At 64.0% G+C, this 16,064-nt stretch carries 14 protein-coding genes and 1 tRNA gene; 9 read left to right on the top strand and 6 right to left on the bottom strand.

The window, feature by feature from the left end; genetic code table 11:
* Nucleotides 1–32 precede the first annotated feature (32 nt).
* Nucleotides 33–398 carry a Rap1a/Tai family immunity protein gene (locus JQK15_RS01325; RefSeq protein WP_010338432.1) on the top strand — a complete coding sequence of 122 codons (366 nt, stop codon included), beginning with the start codon at nucleotides 33–35 and terminating at the stop codon, nucleotides 396–398.
* A gap of 127 nt (nucleotides 399–525) precedes the next feature.
* Entirely contained in the window at nucleotides 526–1,896 is a 1,371-nt protein-coding gene (locus JQK15_RS01330; protein ID WP_136186622.1) for a class II 3-deoxy-7-phosphoheptulonate synthase, read from the top strand.
* Between the two features lie 65 nt (nucleotides 1,897–1,961).
* On the opposite strand, the gene JQK15_RS01335 is transcribed toward JQK15_RS01330, so the two are convergent.
* Complete coding sequence (locus tag JQK15_RS01335) at nucleotides 1,962–3,290, bottom strand: cytochrome P450 (RefSeq protein ID WP_214863035.1); 1,329 nt, start codon at nucleotides 3,288–3,290, stop codon at nucleotides 1,962–1,964.
* Between the two features lie 139 nt (nucleotides 3,291–3,429).
* On the opposite strand from JQK15_RS01335, the gene JQK15_RS01340 reads away from it, so the two are divergent.
* Nucleotides 3,430–5,283 carry an acyltransferase family protein gene (locus tag JQK15_RS01340; RefSeq protein ID WP_214863037.1) on the top strand — a complete coding sequence of 618 codons (1,854 nt, stop codon included), beginning with the start codon at nucleotides 3,430–3,432 and terminating at the stop codon, nucleotides 5,281–5,283.
* 2 nt (nucleotides 5,284–5,285) lie between these two features.
* Here JQK15_RS01340 and JQK15_RS01345 read toward each other — a convergent pair whose 3' ends face one another.
* Complete coding sequence (locus JQK15_RS01345) at nucleotides 5,286–6,182, bottom strand: N-formylglutamate amidohydrolase (RefSeq protein WP_037507717.1); 897 nt, start codon at nucleotides 6,180–6,182, stop codon at nucleotides 5,286–5,288.
* 135 nt (nucleotides 6,183–6,317) lie between these two features.
* On the opposite strand from JQK15_RS01345, the gene cpdR reads away from it, so the two are divergent.
* Nucleotides 6,318–6,695: a cell cycle two-component system response regulator CpdR gene (gene cpdR / locus JQK15_RS01350; protein ID WP_004208143.1), complete on the top strand. Its 378-nt coding sequence runs from the start codon at nucleotides 6,318–6,320 to the stop codon at nucleotides 6,693–6,695.
* On the opposite strand, the gene JQK15_RS01355 is transcribed toward cpdR, so the two are convergent.
* Entirely contained in the window at nucleotides 6,688–8,028 is a 1,341-nt protein-coding gene (locus JQK15_RS01355; protein ID WP_125997899.1) for a dicarboxylate/amino acid:cation symporter, read from the bottom strand. The two genes, cpdR and JQK15_RS01355, sit on opposite strands and share 8 nt — an antisense overlap.
* A gap of 143 nt (nucleotides 8,029–8,171) precedes the next feature.
* On the opposite strand from JQK15_RS01355, the gene JQK15_RS01360 reads away from it, so the two are divergent.
* From JQK15_RS01360 to JQK15_RS01370, 3 genes are all read left to right on the top strand, one after another.
* Nucleotides 8,172–8,246, top strand: a tRNA-Val gene (locus tag JQK15_RS01360).
* A gap of 369 nt (nucleotides 8,247–8,615) precedes the next feature.
* Nucleotides 8,616–11,120, top strand: a complete 2,505-nt coding sequence (locus JQK15_RS01365) for a TonB-dependent receptor plug domain-containing protein (protein WP_214863039.1) — start codon at nucleotides 8,616–8,618, stop codon at nucleotides 11,118–11,120.
* Nucleotides 11,121–11,124: 4 nt separating this feature from the next.
* Nucleotides 11,125–12,207, top strand: coding sequence for a cytochrome-c peroxidase (locus JQK15_RS01370; protein WP_214863040.1), 1,083 nt, complete (start codon nucleotides 11,125–11,127; stop codon nucleotides 12,205–12,207).
* A 4-nt stretch (nucleotides 12,208–12,211) separates the two neighbouring features.
* On the opposite strand, the gene JQK15_RS01375 is transcribed toward JQK15_RS01370, so the two are convergent.
* Entirely contained in the window at nucleotides 12,212–12,601 is a 390-nt protein-coding gene (locus JQK15_RS01375) for a hypothetical protein (RefSeq protein WP_214863042.1), read from the bottom strand.
* 52 nt (nucleotides 12,602–12,653) lie between these two features.
* Here JQK15_RS01375 and JQK15_RS26740 point away from each other — a divergent pair, with 52 nt between their 5' ends.
* Both JQK15_RS26740 and JQK15_RS01385 read left to right on the top strand, forming a co-directional pair.
* Entirely contained in the window at nucleotides 12,654–13,364 is a 711-nt protein-coding gene (locus tag JQK15_RS26740; RefSeq protein WP_251007508.1) for an energy transducer TonB, read from the top strand.
* A gap of 354 nt (nucleotides 13,365–13,718) precedes the next feature.
* The gene (locus JQK15_RS01385; RefSeq protein ID WP_214863044.1) at nucleotides 13,719–14,333 is read left to right on the top strand and encodes a 5'-methylthioadenosine/S-adenosylhomocysteine nucleosidase; all 615 of its coding nucleotides are present in this window, start codon (nucleotides 13,719–13,721) and stop codon (nucleotides 14,331–14,333) included.
* On the opposite strand, the gene JQK15_RS01390 is transcribed toward JQK15_RS01385, so the two are convergent.
* Nucleotides 14,330–15,403, bottom strand: coding sequence for an endonuclease/exonuclease/phosphatase family protein (locus JQK15_RS01390; protein WP_214863046.1), 1,074 nt, complete (start codon nucleotides 15,401–15,403; stop codon nucleotides 14,330–14,332). The two genes, JQK15_RS01385 and JQK15_RS01390, sit on opposite strands and share 4 nt — an antisense overlap.
* A gap of 71 nt (nucleotides 15,404–15,474) precedes the next feature.
* Nucleotides 15,475–16,011, bottom strand: a complete 537-nt coding sequence (locus tag JQK15_RS01395; protein ID WP_004208158.1) for an adenine phosphoribosyltransferase — start codon at nucleotides 16,009–16,011, stop codon at nucleotides 15,475–15,477.
* Between the last annotated feature and the right edge of the window lie 53 nt (nucleotides 16,012–16,064).

Below are 16,064 nucleotides of genomic sequence, written 5' to 3' on the forward strand. Positions count from 1 at the left end.
CCTCAACGATCCGATATGAGTGCCCCGCCCCCATGTTTGCGCTTCTGCTGGCGATCGCCGCCGCGTCATCGAGCAAGGTTCCGCCGCCACCGCCCGCATCGGACGAAGGCGGCATCTACATGTTCGAGACCGGCACCAGCCTGCTCGCCAAATGCCGCAACAAGGCGCCGGAATATAAGCTGGCCTGCACCGCATACATCGCCGGGGCGACTGACGGCATCCGCAAGGAGATGTTCCTGGGCCGCGCCCGCACCGTCTGCTGGCCCAAGCGCATGGCGGCCGAGGATGTGAAAGGCACCGTCGTCGCCTATCTGGAGCGCTACCCAGATCAGCGCGGCGCTGCGGCGTCGGCGCTGGTCAGCATCGCCCTCAACGATCGCTATCCCTGCCAGAAATAAAGCCGCTCGATCAGTCTGATCGATAGTATCCTTGCGCAAAGAGGCGCCGCAACCGCTATAAACTTGCCCTGCCGGGCGGTTGCGCGTAGATGCGGCCCCTATTTTTTTGACGTGAAGGAGACTCGACGTGGCGGCGAAGTGGACGCCGGAAAGCTGGCGGGAGCATAAGGGCATCCAGATGCCCTTTTATCGGGACCAGGAGGCGCTTGCCTCGGTAGAGGCCCAGCTTGGCCAGTTTCCGCCCCTCGTCTTTGCGGGCGAGGCACGGAATCTGAAGGCCGATCTTGGCCGCGTCGCGAACGGCGAAGCCTTCCTGCTGCAGGGCGGCGACTGCGCCGAGAGCTTTGCCGAGTTCCATCCGAACAATATCCGCGACACGTTCCGCGTGCTGCTGCAGATGGCGGTCGTCCTGACCTTCGCCTCGAAGCTGCCGGTGGTGAAGGTCGGCCGCATGGCGGGCCAGTTCGCAAAGCCCCGCTCGGCCGATACCGAGACGATCGGCGGCGTGGAACTGCCCAGCTATCGCGGCGACAATGTCAACGACATCGCCTTCACCCCTGAAGCGCGTGAGCCCGATCCGCAGCGGATGATCCGCGCCTATAACCAGTCGGCGGCGACGCTGAACCTGGTGCGCGCCTTCTCGACCGGCGGCTATGCCAGCCTCGACCGGGTGCATGGCTGGATGCTCGATTTCATGGGGCGCAGCCCCTGGGCCGCGAAGTTCGAGGCGATGGCCGACCAGATCGGCCAGGCGCTCGACTTCATGCGTGCCTGTGGCCTGGACGCGGATAGCGTGCCCCAGCTTGGCGGCACCAGCTTCTACACCAGCCATGAGGCGCTGCTGCTGCCGTTCGAACAGGCGCTGACCCGTCAGGACAGCCTGACCGGCGACTGGTACGACACCTCGGCGCACATGCTGTGGATCGGCGACCGCACCCGCTTCGAGGGGTCGGCCCATGTCGAATATCTGCGTGGCATCGGCAACCCGATCGGCATGAAGTGCGGCCCGACCCTGGAGCCGGACGAATTGCTGCGCCTGCTCGACCTGTTGAACCCGAAGCGGGAAGCCGGCCGCATCACGCTCATCACCCGCTATGGCCATGACAAGATCGAGGCCGGCCTGCCCAAGCTGGTGCGCGCGGTAAAGCGCGAAGGCCATTCGGTGGTCTGGTCCTGCGACCCGATGCACGGCAATGTCATCAAGGCAGCCAATGGCTACAAGACGCGACCGTTCGACCGCATCCTGGCCGAAGTGCGCGGCTTCTTTGCCGTGCATCGCGCCGAAGGGACGTTCGGCGGCGGCATCCATGCCGAAATGACCGGCCAGAATGTCACCGAATGCACCGGCGGTGCGATCGCGATCACCGACGAAGGTCTGGCCGATCGCTATCACACCCATTGCGACCCCCGCCTCAACGCGGCCCAGAGCCTGGAACTGGCTTTCCTGCTGGCAGAAATGCTGAACGAGGAACTGAAGGAACGCCGCGCCGCGGCCTGACGAAAAAGGAACCGGCCCCTCCGAACCGCAAGGAGGGGCCGGTCCAGCCGGCTTCTGCCCCCTGTTCAGCCGGGATCTGCGATCGGGTCGAACTCCAGATGCAGGTGCCGCAACGCCCGCAATATATAGGTGGGCTCATAATCGAAGCGCAGCGCCTCACCCGCCCCATGATGGGCCGGGGACAGGCGGATATTGCCCATCCGCGCCAATAGCCGTTCGATGCTGACCGCCACCTCGCGCCGGGCCAGCGGCGCGCCGATGCAGGTATGGGCGCCCCGGCCGAACGCCAGATGCTCCTTGGCGCGCGGCCGATCCATGTCGAACTGTGCCGGATTGTCGAAGCGGCGCGGATCGCGATTGGCCGCCATGTGCGACATCAGGATCGTCGTCCCCGCCTTGATCTCGACCCCGCCCAGCTCTGTCGTCCGCGTGCAGATGCGCCCCCCGCTCTTAACCGACCCGTCATAGCGCAGCACTTCCTCCAGGAAATTGGGGATACGCTTGGGGTCGGCGCGCAACTGCGCCTGGATATCCGGCCGGATCGCGATGATGCGAAAGGCGTTGGCCAGCAGCCGGTTGGTCGTGTCCTGCCCCGCGCCGAACAGGAAGGCCGCCATCGCCGTCAGGTCGACCAGGGTCGGGCTCGTCCCATCCGGGAACTTCGCCAACGCCAGCGTCGTCAATATGTCCTTCTTCTCCGTGTCCGCGCCCAGCAGCCGGCGTACCGGCAGCACCGCCGGATGGTTCAGGAAGCGGCGCCAGGCGATGTAGCGGAACATATGCTTGCCAAGGCCGACCAGCGGATTGTGCTTCAGATCCTCGGGCGATCCGTCGATCTGGGCCGGCACCGCCCCTTCCAGCAGGACGCGGAAGGCCGCGCGCCCCTTGGCCGGGATGCCCAGCAGATCGGCGATCACCAGCGTTGCATAGGGGCCGCCATATTGGCGCACCAAATCGACCTTACCGTCGGCGGCAAACTCGTCGATCAGGCTGTCGGCGGTCGCATAGAGGGATGGCTCCAGCGCCTTCAACCGGCTGGGGGTGAACAGGCTGCCGATCACCGACCGCAGCTTGGCATGGCGGGTGCCGCTTTCCGTCACGATCTGGTCGGCAAAGGCGATCTTGGGCCGCGCCGCCTCCAGTTCCGCCGCGATGTCGTCGCCCTGCGGCGTGAAGGGCAAGTCCGTCATCGGCCCGGTCACGGCGTTGATGCTGGAAAAATGCTCGGTGTCGAGCATCACCTGCACCGTTTCCTCATAGCCCGTCACCGCCACCACATTGCGATGGGGCAGCCGCGTCACCGGCCCCTGGGCGCGCAGAAAGTCGAAATAGGCATGGGGATCATCAACCAGATCCACATCCTTGTAGAAGTCCGCCGTGGCGTAGTCGCGCATGATCCTCACCCATTTATGATATACATTGGATCATATCAGCTGTCATGTCGCTGTCAACGACGGCAAAATGGTAAAGCAAATCGCAGGGCTTTCGCGCTAGGACAGCGCCATGCATGGGTCGGCACCACAGGAAAGCAGCATGATCGGGGCGGGTCGCTATCGCCGCGACATTGACGGGCTGCGCGCCATCGCCATCCTGCCGGTGCTGCTCTTCCATGCCCATGTGCCCGGCTTTTCCGGCGGCTATGTCGGCGTCGACATCTTCTTCGTGATCTCCGGCTTCCTCATCACCGGCATCATCGCGCGCGAGGTGGATGAACAGCGCTTCTCGCTCGTCCATTTCTACGAACGCCGCTTCCGCCGGATCATGCCGGCGCTCAGCCTGATGATCCTGGCCGTGCTGGCGGCGGCCTGCTGGCTCTATCTGCCCGGCGATATAGAAGGCGTGCCGAAATCCGCGCTCGCCGCCACGCTGTTCGCCTCCAACCTCTGGTTCTTCACCGACACCGGCTATTTCGCCGGCGGCGCCGACGTAAAGCCCCTGCTCCACACTTGGTCGCTGGCCGTGGAAGAGCAATTCTACATCGGCTTCCCGATCCTGCTGATGCTGGTCGCGCGTTTTGCCGCCCGCTGGCGCAGCCTGATCGTCGGCGCGATCGCCGCGCTGTCGCTGGCACTGGCGATCGCGCTCCAGCGCGACACCAGCGGCTTCACCTTCTACCTGCTGCCGACCCGCGCCTGGGAATTATTTGCGGGGGCCTTGCTGGCGCTCGGCGCCATACCCGCCGCGCGCCCGCGCTGGCTGCGGGAGGCGCTTGCGTGGAGTGGCCTTCTATCTGTCACCTTCGCCGTCATCTTCTACACCCGCGAGACCGTCTTCCCCGGCATCACCGCCCTGCCCCCGGTGCTGGGTGCGGCGCTGCTGCTGCACAGCGCGCCGGGCACCAGCGTCGGGCGCCTGCTCAGCCTGCCCCCTTTCGTCGGCGTGGGCCTCATCTCCTATTCCCTCTATCTGTGGCACTGGCCGCTGATCGTCTTCACCGAATATGCGACCGATGCGGCCCTGACCGGATCGACGGCCATCGCGGTCGTGACAGCTTCCTTCATCGCCGCCATCCTCTCCTGGCGCTTCATCGAGCGTCCCTTCCGCGATGCCCGCCGCATCCCCGCCCGGCGCATCTTCCAGTTCACCGGCAGCGCCATGGCGCTACTCGGCCTCCTGTCGCTGGCACTGCTGGCGATGGGCGGCTGGCCGCAGCGCTTTGCGCCGCAGGTGCTGCAACTCGCCGCCGGCCGCACCGACATCAGCCCCGCGCGCAAGGCCTGCCACGACACATTCGCCCGCGGTGCCCAGCCCTGCATTCTCGGTGCCAAGGTCCGGCCCGACGCCCTGCTCTGGGGCGACAGCCATGGCGTGGAAATGGCCTATGCCCTGTCGCTCAGGGCCAGAGCGGAAGGCCGCGCCCTGATCGAGCGCACCACCTCCAGTTGCCCGCCGGTGCTGGGCTATGACGCGCCCAAGGATGCCCGCTGCGCTCGCGCCAACCAGGCCGCCTTTGCCGCCATCCGTGCCGATCCGGGCATTCGCCGCGTCTATCTCGCCGCCTTCTGGGCCAATGGCGAATTTGACGATCCCGCCTTCGTCGCGAAACTCGACGCCACCATCCATGCGCTGCGCGCCGAAGGACGGCAGGTCATCCTGATCGGACCGGTGCCGCCCCAGCCTTTCGACGTGCCACGCCATCTGGCCCATCTCGCCCGCGCCGACGATCTTGCGCAGGCGCAGGGCGTGGACCGCGCCACGATCGAGGCCCGCACCCGCAATCTGCGCGCGCTGTTCGCGCGATGGCAGGCACAGGGCGTGACGCTGATCGATCCGATGGCGCGGCTATGCGATGCCCGCCGCTGCGCCATCATCCATGACGGCAAGCCGCTCTATTTCGATTCCCACCATCTGAGCGTCGCCGGCGCCCGGCTGGTGATGAACGACTAAAATCATTCCGCCGCCATCGCGTAGCTGCGCGGCAGTTCGTTCGCCAGCGCCTCGGCAATCGCTGCCACCACGCCCTGCATCCGCGTCAGTCCCGGTCCCGGCCGGTCGAGCGTGACGTCGAGATAGAGGGCACGGTCCACCTCCAGCTGCAGCGCATGGAAATCGCGCTCCGGCCGGCCATGCCGCTCGATCAGATGGTCGCCGGCATAGGGGTGGTTCTGCGAGGTCAGCACGCCATGCCCGGCCGCGACATCGGCCGCCAGCATCATCAGCCGTGTCGCGGCGCTGCGGCCGAAGCGATCGCCCAGCACCAGCGCCGGGGCAGCCTGTCCGGCAGCCGGCGGCGGCAGCGGCGGCATCGAATGCAGGTCGATCAGGATGGCATGGCCATGCCGTTCCCGCGCCGCCGTCATCATCTGTGCCAGCCGGGCATGATAGGGCCGATGCACCGTCTCGATCCGCCGCCGCGCTTCCTCCCAGGGGATGGGCCGCTGCCACAATTCCAGGGCGCCGGGCAGGCGACGGGGAATGAGGCCCAGCCCGCCGCGCAGCTTGGCGCTGCTCTGCAGCGGCTGGTCGCGGGGCAGACCGGTCACCATCACCGGATCCAGCTCCCGCTCATGCCGGTTGAGGTCGATCATCGCGCGCGGCGCGCGGGCGACCAGCACGCTGTAGCCCCGCGCGACCAGCGGCCCCGCCAGCATGTCGGCCCAGCGATCCTCCAGCCGACGCAGCACCTCCGGCCGCACCCGCGCCAGAGCCAGCAATTCAGGGGAATAGTCGCGGCCGGCATGGGGCACGGACACAATCAGCGGACCATTGGGAAGAGCAGGACCATGAAGATCATAGGCCGCCGTCGATTCGGTTGGCGGACACGTACCAAAATGATCCAACGCCATTCCTTTCACCGGCCGGGGAAAAATTTGGTCGGCTGGATAATCTTTAATCCTTGTCGCATATATCCAAACGGCTTGCCAGTCTGTGGGCAAGGCAAGGGGCGCCGCGGAAGACGGCTTACAGGAAATTTGGGGTCAATGGTTCGAATCCTGCTGGCGGAAGATGATGACAGCATGCGCGCCTATCTGGCGCGGGCGCTGGAAAAGTCGGGTTATGAGGTGGTGGCGGTCGCCACCGGCACCCAGGCCGTGCCGCATATCGAATCGGATCGGTTCGACCTGCTGCTGACCGACATCGTCATGCCCGAGATGGACGGCATCGAACTGGCGCAACACACCGCCAATGTCGCGCCCCAGACCCGCATCATGTTCATCACCGGCTTTGCCGCCGTGACGCTCAAGGCCGGCAAGGCGGTACCGCAGGCGAAGGTGCTGTCAAAGCCCTTCCACCTGCGCGACCTGGTGCTGGAAGTCGAACGGATGTTCGGCAGCGAGACGCTGACCGGCCTTAGCTGAGCGCTTCGGCCTCGTCCGCGCCCTGCCCCTGCGGCGGCAGCGGCTTGCCCGCCATGGCCGCCGCAAAGCGCTCGCGATCCAGGCCCTTTTCCCAGACCGACACCACTACCGTCGCCACCGCATTGCCGACGAAGTTGGTGAGGCTGCGGCATTCGCTCATGAAGCGATCGACGCCCAGGATCAGGGTCATGCCCGCGACCGGCACTGACGGCACGATCGACAGGGTGGCGGCCAGGGTGATGAAGCCCGCGCCGGTCACGCCCGCCGCGCCCTTTGACGACAGCATCGCCACCAGCAGCAGCAATATCTGCTCCTCCAGGCTCAGATGCACGTTGGTCGCCTGCGCGATGAACAGCGCCGCCAGCGTCATGTAGATATTGGTGCCGTCGAGGTTGAAGCTGTAGCCGGTCGGCACGACCAGCCCGACCACCGACTTGCGGCACCCCGCCTGCTCCATCTTCTCGATCAGGCTGGGCAGCGCGGCTTCCGACGAGGACGTGCCCAGCACCAGCAGCAGTTCGGCGCGCAGATAGCGGATCAGGTGCAGGATGTTGAAGCCGGCGAACCAGGCGACTGTCCCCAGCACGACGAGCACGAACAGCAGCGAGGTGAGGTAGAAGGTCGCGACCAGCCCGGCGAGGTTGGCGAGCGTCCCGACGCCATATTTGGCCACCGTGAAGGCCATCGCGCCGAATGCGCCGAAGGGCGCCGCCTTCATCAGGAAGGATACCAGCTTGAAGATGGCGAGACTGGCCGATTCCAGCACCGTCATCAGCGGCTCGGCCTTCTCCCCGATCATGCTGAGCGCGATGCCGAACAGGATCGCGACGAACAGCACCTGCAGGATATTATGCCCGTCGGCCACCGCCGACACCAGGGTCGCGGGAATGACGTTCAGGAGGAAGGCGACCAGCGTGCGATCATGCGCCTGCTGCGCATAATCGGCGATCTTGCTGGCATCCAGGGTCGCCGGATCGATGTTGAGCCCGGCGCCGGGTTGCACGACATTGGCGATGATCAGGCCGACGATCAGCGCCAGGGTGGAGAAGGTCAGGAAATAGGCAAAAGCCTTGGCCGCGACCCGGCCGATCGCGCCCAGTTCCTTCATTCCGGCAATGCCGGTGACGATCGTCAGGAAGATGACCGGCGCGATGATCATCCGCACCAGCGCGATGAAGGCATCGCCCAGCGGCTTCATCGCCTCGCCCGTCGCCGGGAAATAATGGCCGAGCAACACGCCCAGCGCGATCGCCACCAGCACCTGGAAATAGAGATGGCGATAGAAGGGGAGCGGCCGAACCGGTTCCGTCGGCGTCGATGGCGTAGGCAACATGATGTTTTTGCGTCCCCCCTTATTTGCACCGCAGCATATGGCCTCCCCACCCCCTGTCCAGCGGGTTGGAAAAGTTTCTACAAAAAAGTGTCATTTAGCGCTTGCGCGAGTCACCGCCCCCCGTTATTGGCCCCCTCCACGGCGGGCGTGTAGCTCAGTGGTAGAGCACTGTGTTGACATCGCAGGGGTCGCAAGTTCAATCCTTGCCACGCCCACCATTGAAAACCCCGGTAGGTCAACGACCTGCCGGGGTTTTTATTGCTCTGCACCACAGAGTTCGTCCGGTTCGATTGAACCGGCCCCTCACTACCGGTCGCCCCACATCAAGCTCACCAATCGAGCGCATCAGCGGCGTCTCGCATGAAGCCAGGACTGTATCTTGCATAGGTGCGCTCGGTCACGCGCGTCGAGGTATGCCCAAGGAACTGAGCGATCTTCTGCATGGCCACATCAGGCAGATCCATTCGAGTGAGTGTCGCCAACAGGCAACACCCTTCAAAAACGCAAATATGCTATTGCGAATCTATTGCATTAATAATCGAGCCAGCTTAGCAGGCGCCCCCTAAGCCAGAAAAAGGGGTCGCACATTGAGACAGATCGTAACGCGGGCGCTGCTCGCGAGTGCTGCGCTATTGCCTGTTCAGATCGCTACCGCACAGGATAGCGGCACCGATGCCCGCCTGCTGCCTGAAGTCGTTGCCGATGGCGAGCGCACCGACGACAGCTATGTCATGGGGACCGGTGCCGACGCCGGCACCACGCGCATCACCGAAAAGGAAATTCGCGCCCGCACGCCCGGATCAGGCGACGTCAATCAACTGCTCAAGGCCCTGCCCACGATCCAGTTCCGCAGCGATGAATTTCTTGCCACGCGGGAGGACATTCAGGACATCCGCCCCTCCGACATCGCAATTTTAGGCGGCCGTTTCTACGAAAACCTCATCAGCATCGACGGGATCGACGCCAATGCCCGTGTCGATATAACGCAGGACAATCCCCAGCATTTTGCAGAGCCGACTGGGGCCGGCGCGCAATCTCTTTGGGTCGATGCCAATCTGGTTGGCGAGATCGTGGTGCGCGATTCCAACATTTCTGCCGAATATGGACGCTTCACCGGTGGCGTACTGGACATCAAGACGCGCGATCCCAAGCGCCGCTTCGGCTTCACCAGCACCCTGTCCTACACGTCCGACGCACTGACCCATTTCAAGATGTCGGACGCGTCGCGCGAGGCAATTGGCGACGATGCCATGCCGGGAAAGCCCTCCTTCGAAAAATGGCGCTACGGCGTTACGGTCGATGCCCCGCTCAACGACGATATCGGGTTGCTGCTGGGCTATAACCGGTCGCGCGCCGATGTGGTCTATACGCGCGGGGCCAATTATGGGAACAGCCGCTTCGGTCAGTCCAGTGTCAGCGACAATTATCTGGCCAAGCTGGTCTACGACATCCGCACCGACCTGAAACTGAGCGGCCAGTTCGTCTACACGCCTTATGAGAGCGAGTCCGCATCTGCCAACGGAGTGGACAACATCGTCACGTCCCACGGCGGCGGCATTACCAGCAAGCTGGAACTGAGCAAATCGGGCGACACCAACTGGTCGATCTCGGCCAGCCTCTCGCATAGCGACACCAGCCGTGAGGCCTCCTCAGACAATTATTCCATCCCGTCCTGGACGACAAACGGCAATGTGTGTTCGGCTACCAATTGCACGATCGGTGGCTTCGGCGATGTCGATCAGTGGCAGAATAACTATGCTCTGACCGGCCGCTGGTCGGCACCCTTTGGACCTGGTCGCCTGAGCCTTGGCATGGACTATCAGAGGATCGAGGCCATGCGCAGCCGGCCCGATGATAATTATGCCTATTCGCGCGGGACCGACGAGGAGGACGCCGCCAATATCGTCTGCGCCGACGGCAACAGCCTGACCTGTGTCACCGGTGAATATGCACTGGAGCAATATTCGGTCTATGAAGCCTATCGGGCGCGGGTAAATCTCGACAGCTATGCCGCCTGGGCAGAATATCAGTTGAAGCTCGGCAACGTCTCACTGCGCGGCGGCCTGCGCTATGATTATGAGAGCTTCCTGGGCAATCATAATTTCTCGCCGCGCCTGTCGGCCAGCTATGATCTGCCCTGGGATGGCTGGAACATCACGCTGGGCGCCAATCGCTATTATGGCCGTTCCATGCTCGCTTATGCCCTTCGCGAGCAATATCCTGACAATTTCGTCTATCGTCGCGCCGCCGCCACATCAGGCTCCAGCCTGGTCTATGCGGACAGTGACTGGTATCTCTACAGCACCAGCAAATCCGCCAGCTATTCCGACGGCAACAAGAAGACACCCTATTCGGACGAACTGTCGGCGGCGCTGACTGCAGGCGTGTTGGGCGGTAGCCTGCGGGTCAAAGGCATCTATCGCGAAGGCAAGGATGAGTTCGTCCGCTCGGTTGGTGAAACGCTCACCACGACGCTCGCCAACGGCCGCACAACGACCTACACCAACTATGTCGTCACCAATGACGGGTTTAGCAAATATCGTGGCCTGTCACTCGAATGGACACGCAGCTTCGGCAAACACTCGATCGCGCTCAGCACAAACTTTTCCAAGACCAAAAGCAGCAATGACGATTATATCGTCGACATCGAGGATTTGATCGAAAACCCTCTGGTCGTGTTCGATGGAGAGGTGCGCAGCTATGCCGATGTGATGGCGATGAACCAGCGCCCCGACATGGCCGCGCCCCTGATCGTCAACGCTACCTGGACCGCCAACTGGCTGGACGATCGCATCACCACCAACATGAACCTGCGCTATCGCAGTGGTTTCGACCGGATCGAGGATACCGGCCAGAGCGCGACCGTGGACGGCACATCCTACGACCTTTACGACTATGTCCATTATCCCGATGCGTTCGACATGAACATGAACGCGCAGGTGGAGGTGATCCGCTCCCGCTATGGCACGCTGACCGCCGACGTGCGTGTAGCGAACCTGCTCGACAACACGCCCTCGCCCAACAGCAGTTCAACCTCTCAACCCTATCAATATGGCCGTTCCTTCTGGTTCGGGCTGAATTATCGCTTCTGACGGGATGACGATCCGCTTCCTGCGCCCCGTTCGCCTCGTGATGATGCTGGCCTGCGCCGCCATCGTCGCGGGGCCGATGGTGCGGGCAACCGCCGAGCCGGCGAGCCTGCGCCTTCTCTATGCGGGCACGCCGGAAAGCTGGCCGCGCCCATTGCTCAAGGATGGCGCGGCCTTCAGCGAATTTGCCCCCCTGCCCGCAAGGCCGGCGATGAGCGATCGGGACAAGGCACTTGCCGAGATCGGTCTGCGCCTGTTCGATGATCCGGCACTGTCCCGATCGGGCCAGATCGCCTGCGCATCCTGCCATAACAGCGAATTGGGTCTGGCCGATGGCATTCGCACATCCTTTGGCCACGACCGCCAGCGCGGCCGACGCAACGCCCAGTCGCTGTTCACCGCCGCCTGGATGACGCCGCTCTTCTGGGATGGCCGCGCCGCCGACCTGGAGGCACAGGCGCTGCATCCGCTGGTCGACGGCAAGGAAATGGCGAGCAGCATTCGCATCGTCGAACGCCGGGTCAATCATGACCCGACCTACCGGACCGCCTTCGCCAAACTCAATGGCCGGCGGCGGATAAGCATCGCCGACGTGAGCGCCGCGCTTGCCGCGCATGAGCGGACCCTACGACCACCGCGATCGAAATGGTCCCGCTTCATCGCCGGCGATCATCGGGCACTGGATGACCAGGAACTGGAAGGGCTGCACCTGTTCCGCACCAAGGCAGGTTGCGTCAATTGCCATAATGGACCGCTGCTGTCCGATCGGCAGTTCCACAATCTAGGCCTGAGCTTCTATGGCCGCCGGCTGGAGGATCTGGGCCGCTACGAGGTGACCGGCGCAGCCGCTGATGTCGGCCGTTTCCGCACGCCTTCGCTGCTCGGCGTCAAGCAAACCGCTCCCTATATGCATGTCGGCCTGCTCCAGACGCTCGACAATGTCGTTGCCTTCTACAATGGCGGCGGCGGCAAGGACCGCACGAAGAGGCCCGGCAATGTGCCCAACCCTCAGCCCGATCCACTGGTAGCACCGCTCGGGCTCAGCAAAACGGAGCGCGATGCCCTGATCGCCTTCCTCCAGACATTATAGCCATTCAGAGCGGAGAGCGCCGCGCCATGTCGTCCAGCGCGAAGCCGATCAACGCGGCCGCGCAGGGCGTAACGAACAGGACGAGGAAGCCCCAGGCCACGGGATCGGCAAAACCTACCATCAGGGCTGGCAGACCGAGCAGCGCAATCAGGATGTTGGGCGTCACCAGCGCCATCCTGGCCCAGGCGCGGTGCGGCACCAGGAACAGCATGTTGCAGAGATAGAGGATGGCCGTGCCCGCTGATAACCAGGCGATCGTCTCGTCCGTTCCCGCGCCCACACGGTCCTCCAGGAAATACCAGGACAGGTAGCTCAGGAATTGGAAACCATGCAGGGCCAGGAACATGAAGTTCACACTGCGCGCCACGAAATGGGGAATGGAGAGCACTGCCATCAGTTAATAATATGCTATTGAGAATCTTGAGCAACAAGATTAGGGCGCGGACATGGATTTTTCGCGCACGACCTCCGGCCTGCTGACGCTGGGTGTTCACGGGCTGGTGATCGGCCTCGTCCTGATGCAACGATCCTTCGGCGCTGCTCCCACAACCGACACTGCAGCCCTCTCCGTCTTCGCCCTGCCCGCCCAACCGCAGTCCACTCCCAAGGTCGAACCGCAGCCGGAAAGAGCACAACGCGCTTCACCGGCACCGCCCCCAAGCCTGACGCTACCCACAATGATGCCCGCTCAGCCGCTTCTGCGTCAGCCTGCCCCCCTGGTGCAATTGGCAGCGCCGGTCCGTATTGCGGCGCCTCCGCAGATGATTGCTTCGCGCTCGGCTCAGAGCAGCACATCAACCGGCAGCGCTCCCGCAGCGGATATAGGCGATACCGCCCCGAACGCAGCCCCATCGCCCGATGCCGGCAAGGATGATGCCTATGCCCGCAAAGTCCTGGCCTGGATCGGCCGACACAAGGATTATCCCCGCAGCCTAGCGCGCGAAGGGACCGAAGGCACTGTCCTCGTCCGCCTGCATCTCGCGTCGGACGGCGATCTGGAGGATGTCGCGCTGGCGCGTAGCAGCGGTTTTGCGGAGTTGGATCGACTGGCGCTCGACCAACTGCGCACAGCCACGCCCTATCCCCGGCCACCGCGGAATTTGCCGGCAATGGCACGCCGCTTCCTGGTGCCGATGCGCTATCGTCTGGCAGGATAGCATGTCGCCAAGCCGATCGCCTGCCTGTGCATGGATCATACAGACGCGAGACCACGAATCATTTTATAACAACAAGTTAGATAGATCACGAACCTACAGTGGTCGTCTGGTTCAATATGAACCCAAGTGACCGCGCAGATCGGGAATCATGGGGTAAAACACCCTGATTCGCCTGCATTTCGATAAAGAAAACCGCAGTTTTGCGTAGATGGCTGGTGTTGACATCGCAGGGGTCGCAAGTTCAATCCTTGCCACGCCCACCATGATAAGGCCTTGGAAGTCTCCGGATTTCCGAGGCCTTATTTTTTGCGTTTTTCCGGCTATGACGCGCAGCAGCGAGACGGAGACCAGCAGATGACGGCGACATGTGTGGTGATGGGCGGACGGCGGGTGCTGTTCGTGATGGCGATCGACGCCGAATATGGCCCGCATCTGCAAGCCCGGATCACCCCGCTGATGACCGGCGTCGGCCCGGTCGAGGCCGCACTGGCCATGGCCGTGACGCTCGACCGGATGGCGCAGGCGGGCACCCTGCCCGATCTGGTCGTGTCGCTGGGCTCTGCCGGATCGCGGGTGGGCATGCTGGGGGAGGTTTATCAGGTCGCCAGCGTCTCCTGGCGCGACATGGATGCCTCGCGCCTCGGCCTTATCAAGGGGGTGACGCCGCTGATCGACCATCCGGTCGACATTCCGCTGGTCACGCCGCTCGAAATCCGCGCCCTGCGCCTGTCGACCGGTGCCAATGTCGTGGGTGGCGAGGAATATGCCGCGATCGACGCCGACATGGTCGACATGGAAACTTTTGCGATCGCCCGCGCCTGCCAGCGTTTCGACGTGCCGCTGATGGGGTTGCGCGGCATTTCCGATGGGCCGGGCGAGCTGAACGACATGCTCGGCTGGACGCAGCTGCTCTCACTGATCGACGAGAAGTTGGCGGTGGCCGTCGATGCCCTGGGCGAGGCGCTTTAACAGCCGCCCGGCTGGCGCGCGGCGCCGCGCGGCCAGGACAGTTCATAGGTAACGAGGAAGCCGTCATGGTCGGACAGTTCCGGCCCGCTCGGTCCTCCATCGAACATCGCTTCCACCCGGATCGGGCGAACCGAGACCCGGTCGCCCGGCCAGAAAAATTGCAGATCCTGCGTGTCCATCCAGGGTTCGTCGCCATCCCAGGACATGCGTACATCGCAGCCTGACGCGGCATCGGCGCAGACGCGATGGACCAGGTTGAGCGCCTGATAGCGAGAGAAATTCTCCCAGCGCGGTTCGGAATGGCGCATGTTGAAATCGCCACCGAAGATCAGCGGATAGGCGTCGTCATGGCTGGCATCGATGAAGGCCGAGGCCTCGAGCGCCTGCCGCTCATGCGCGGCGAGGTTGCGCGGTCCGGGCGCGCGGGACGCCCCGCGCGAGTTCATGTGCGTGTCATAGATGTCGATCGGGGTCGGCACGCCGGGCATGGCAATGCGGGCCAGCACGATCCCCTTGTTCGACAGGCAATCCAGGCCCGCACAGGATTTGCGGCCATAGGCCCGCTTCTGCGTCAGGAGAATCGGATAGCGCGAGGCGACGGCCAGGCCACTGCCGGAAAAATGAATGCCGATCTCGCCCCGGTCGATATGCGACTTGCCCGGCAGCTTGTCCTTGGTCGACCCACGCGCGCGGGTCGTGCGATGCGGGCCGGCGGTGATTGCCGGATAGCCGGTATCGGCCACCGCCTGCTTCGCCGATCCGCTGAACATTTCCTGGAACAGCACCACGTCGGGTGCCGTCCCCGCCGCGCGCATGGCGGCCAGACGCTCCGCTATCTGCTCGAGCGAGGGTCCACGCCCGCTGCGTGCCGGCCAGCCCAGCCCCTCGATATTATAGGTCAGCACCGACAGGGTGGTGGTGATCCGCTGCGCATCCGGTGCGGCGAGCACGGGCGCGACTGCCGCGCTACAGGACAATTCGCGATAGGGTGCCGGCGTCGCACAGGCCGACAGCAACAGCGGCGCCAAACAGGCGCCGAACCGGTGGAGGAAGCGGGAAGTAGCGGCCATATGCTCCTCGTCATCGGATCGGCGCATCATGACGCGAAAGGGCGCCGGCGACAACCGGCGCCTGGACCGGATCAGTCGCCCTCGAACAACAGGATCGCGCGCGAGGGGACACCGTCCTGCTCCAGCGCAGCCAGACCACCCAGATCCGGCAGGTCGATCGCGAACAGCGCCATCAGCACCTGCGCGCCCTGCTCGCGCAGCAACCGCGCCGCCGCCTGCGCCGTCCCGCCGGTGGCGATCAGATCGTCGACCAGCAGCACGCGCGCGCCCTGTGGCACCTGTCCTTCATGCAGTTCCAGCCGGTCGGTGCCATATTCCAGCACATAGTCGATGCCGACGGTCTTGCCCGGCAGCTTGCCCTTCTTGCGGACGGGCACGAAACCCTTGCCCAGCTTCAGCGCCAGCGCCGCGCCCAGGATGAAGCCGCGCGCCTCCACGCCGACGATCAGGTCGGGGTCGAGCGGTCCTGCCACCTTCGCCATCTGGTCGATCAGTTCGGCCAGACCCGGCCCATCGGCCAGCAGGGTCGTGATGTCGCGGAACTGGATGCCCGGCTTGGGGAAGTCGGGGATGGTGCGGACCAGCGCGGTCAGACTGTCGATGCTCATGGTTGAAGCCCCATAGGGAAAGGGCGCGCTCCCGACAAGGAAGCGCGCCCTTT

Origin of the sequence: Sphingobium sp. BHU LFT2 (genome assembly GCF_018604485.1) — a bacterium.
GTDB classification, from domain to species: Bacteria; Pseudomonadota; Alphaproteobacteria; order Sphingomonadales; family Sphingomonadaceae; genus Sphingobium; species Sphingobium yanoikuyae_A.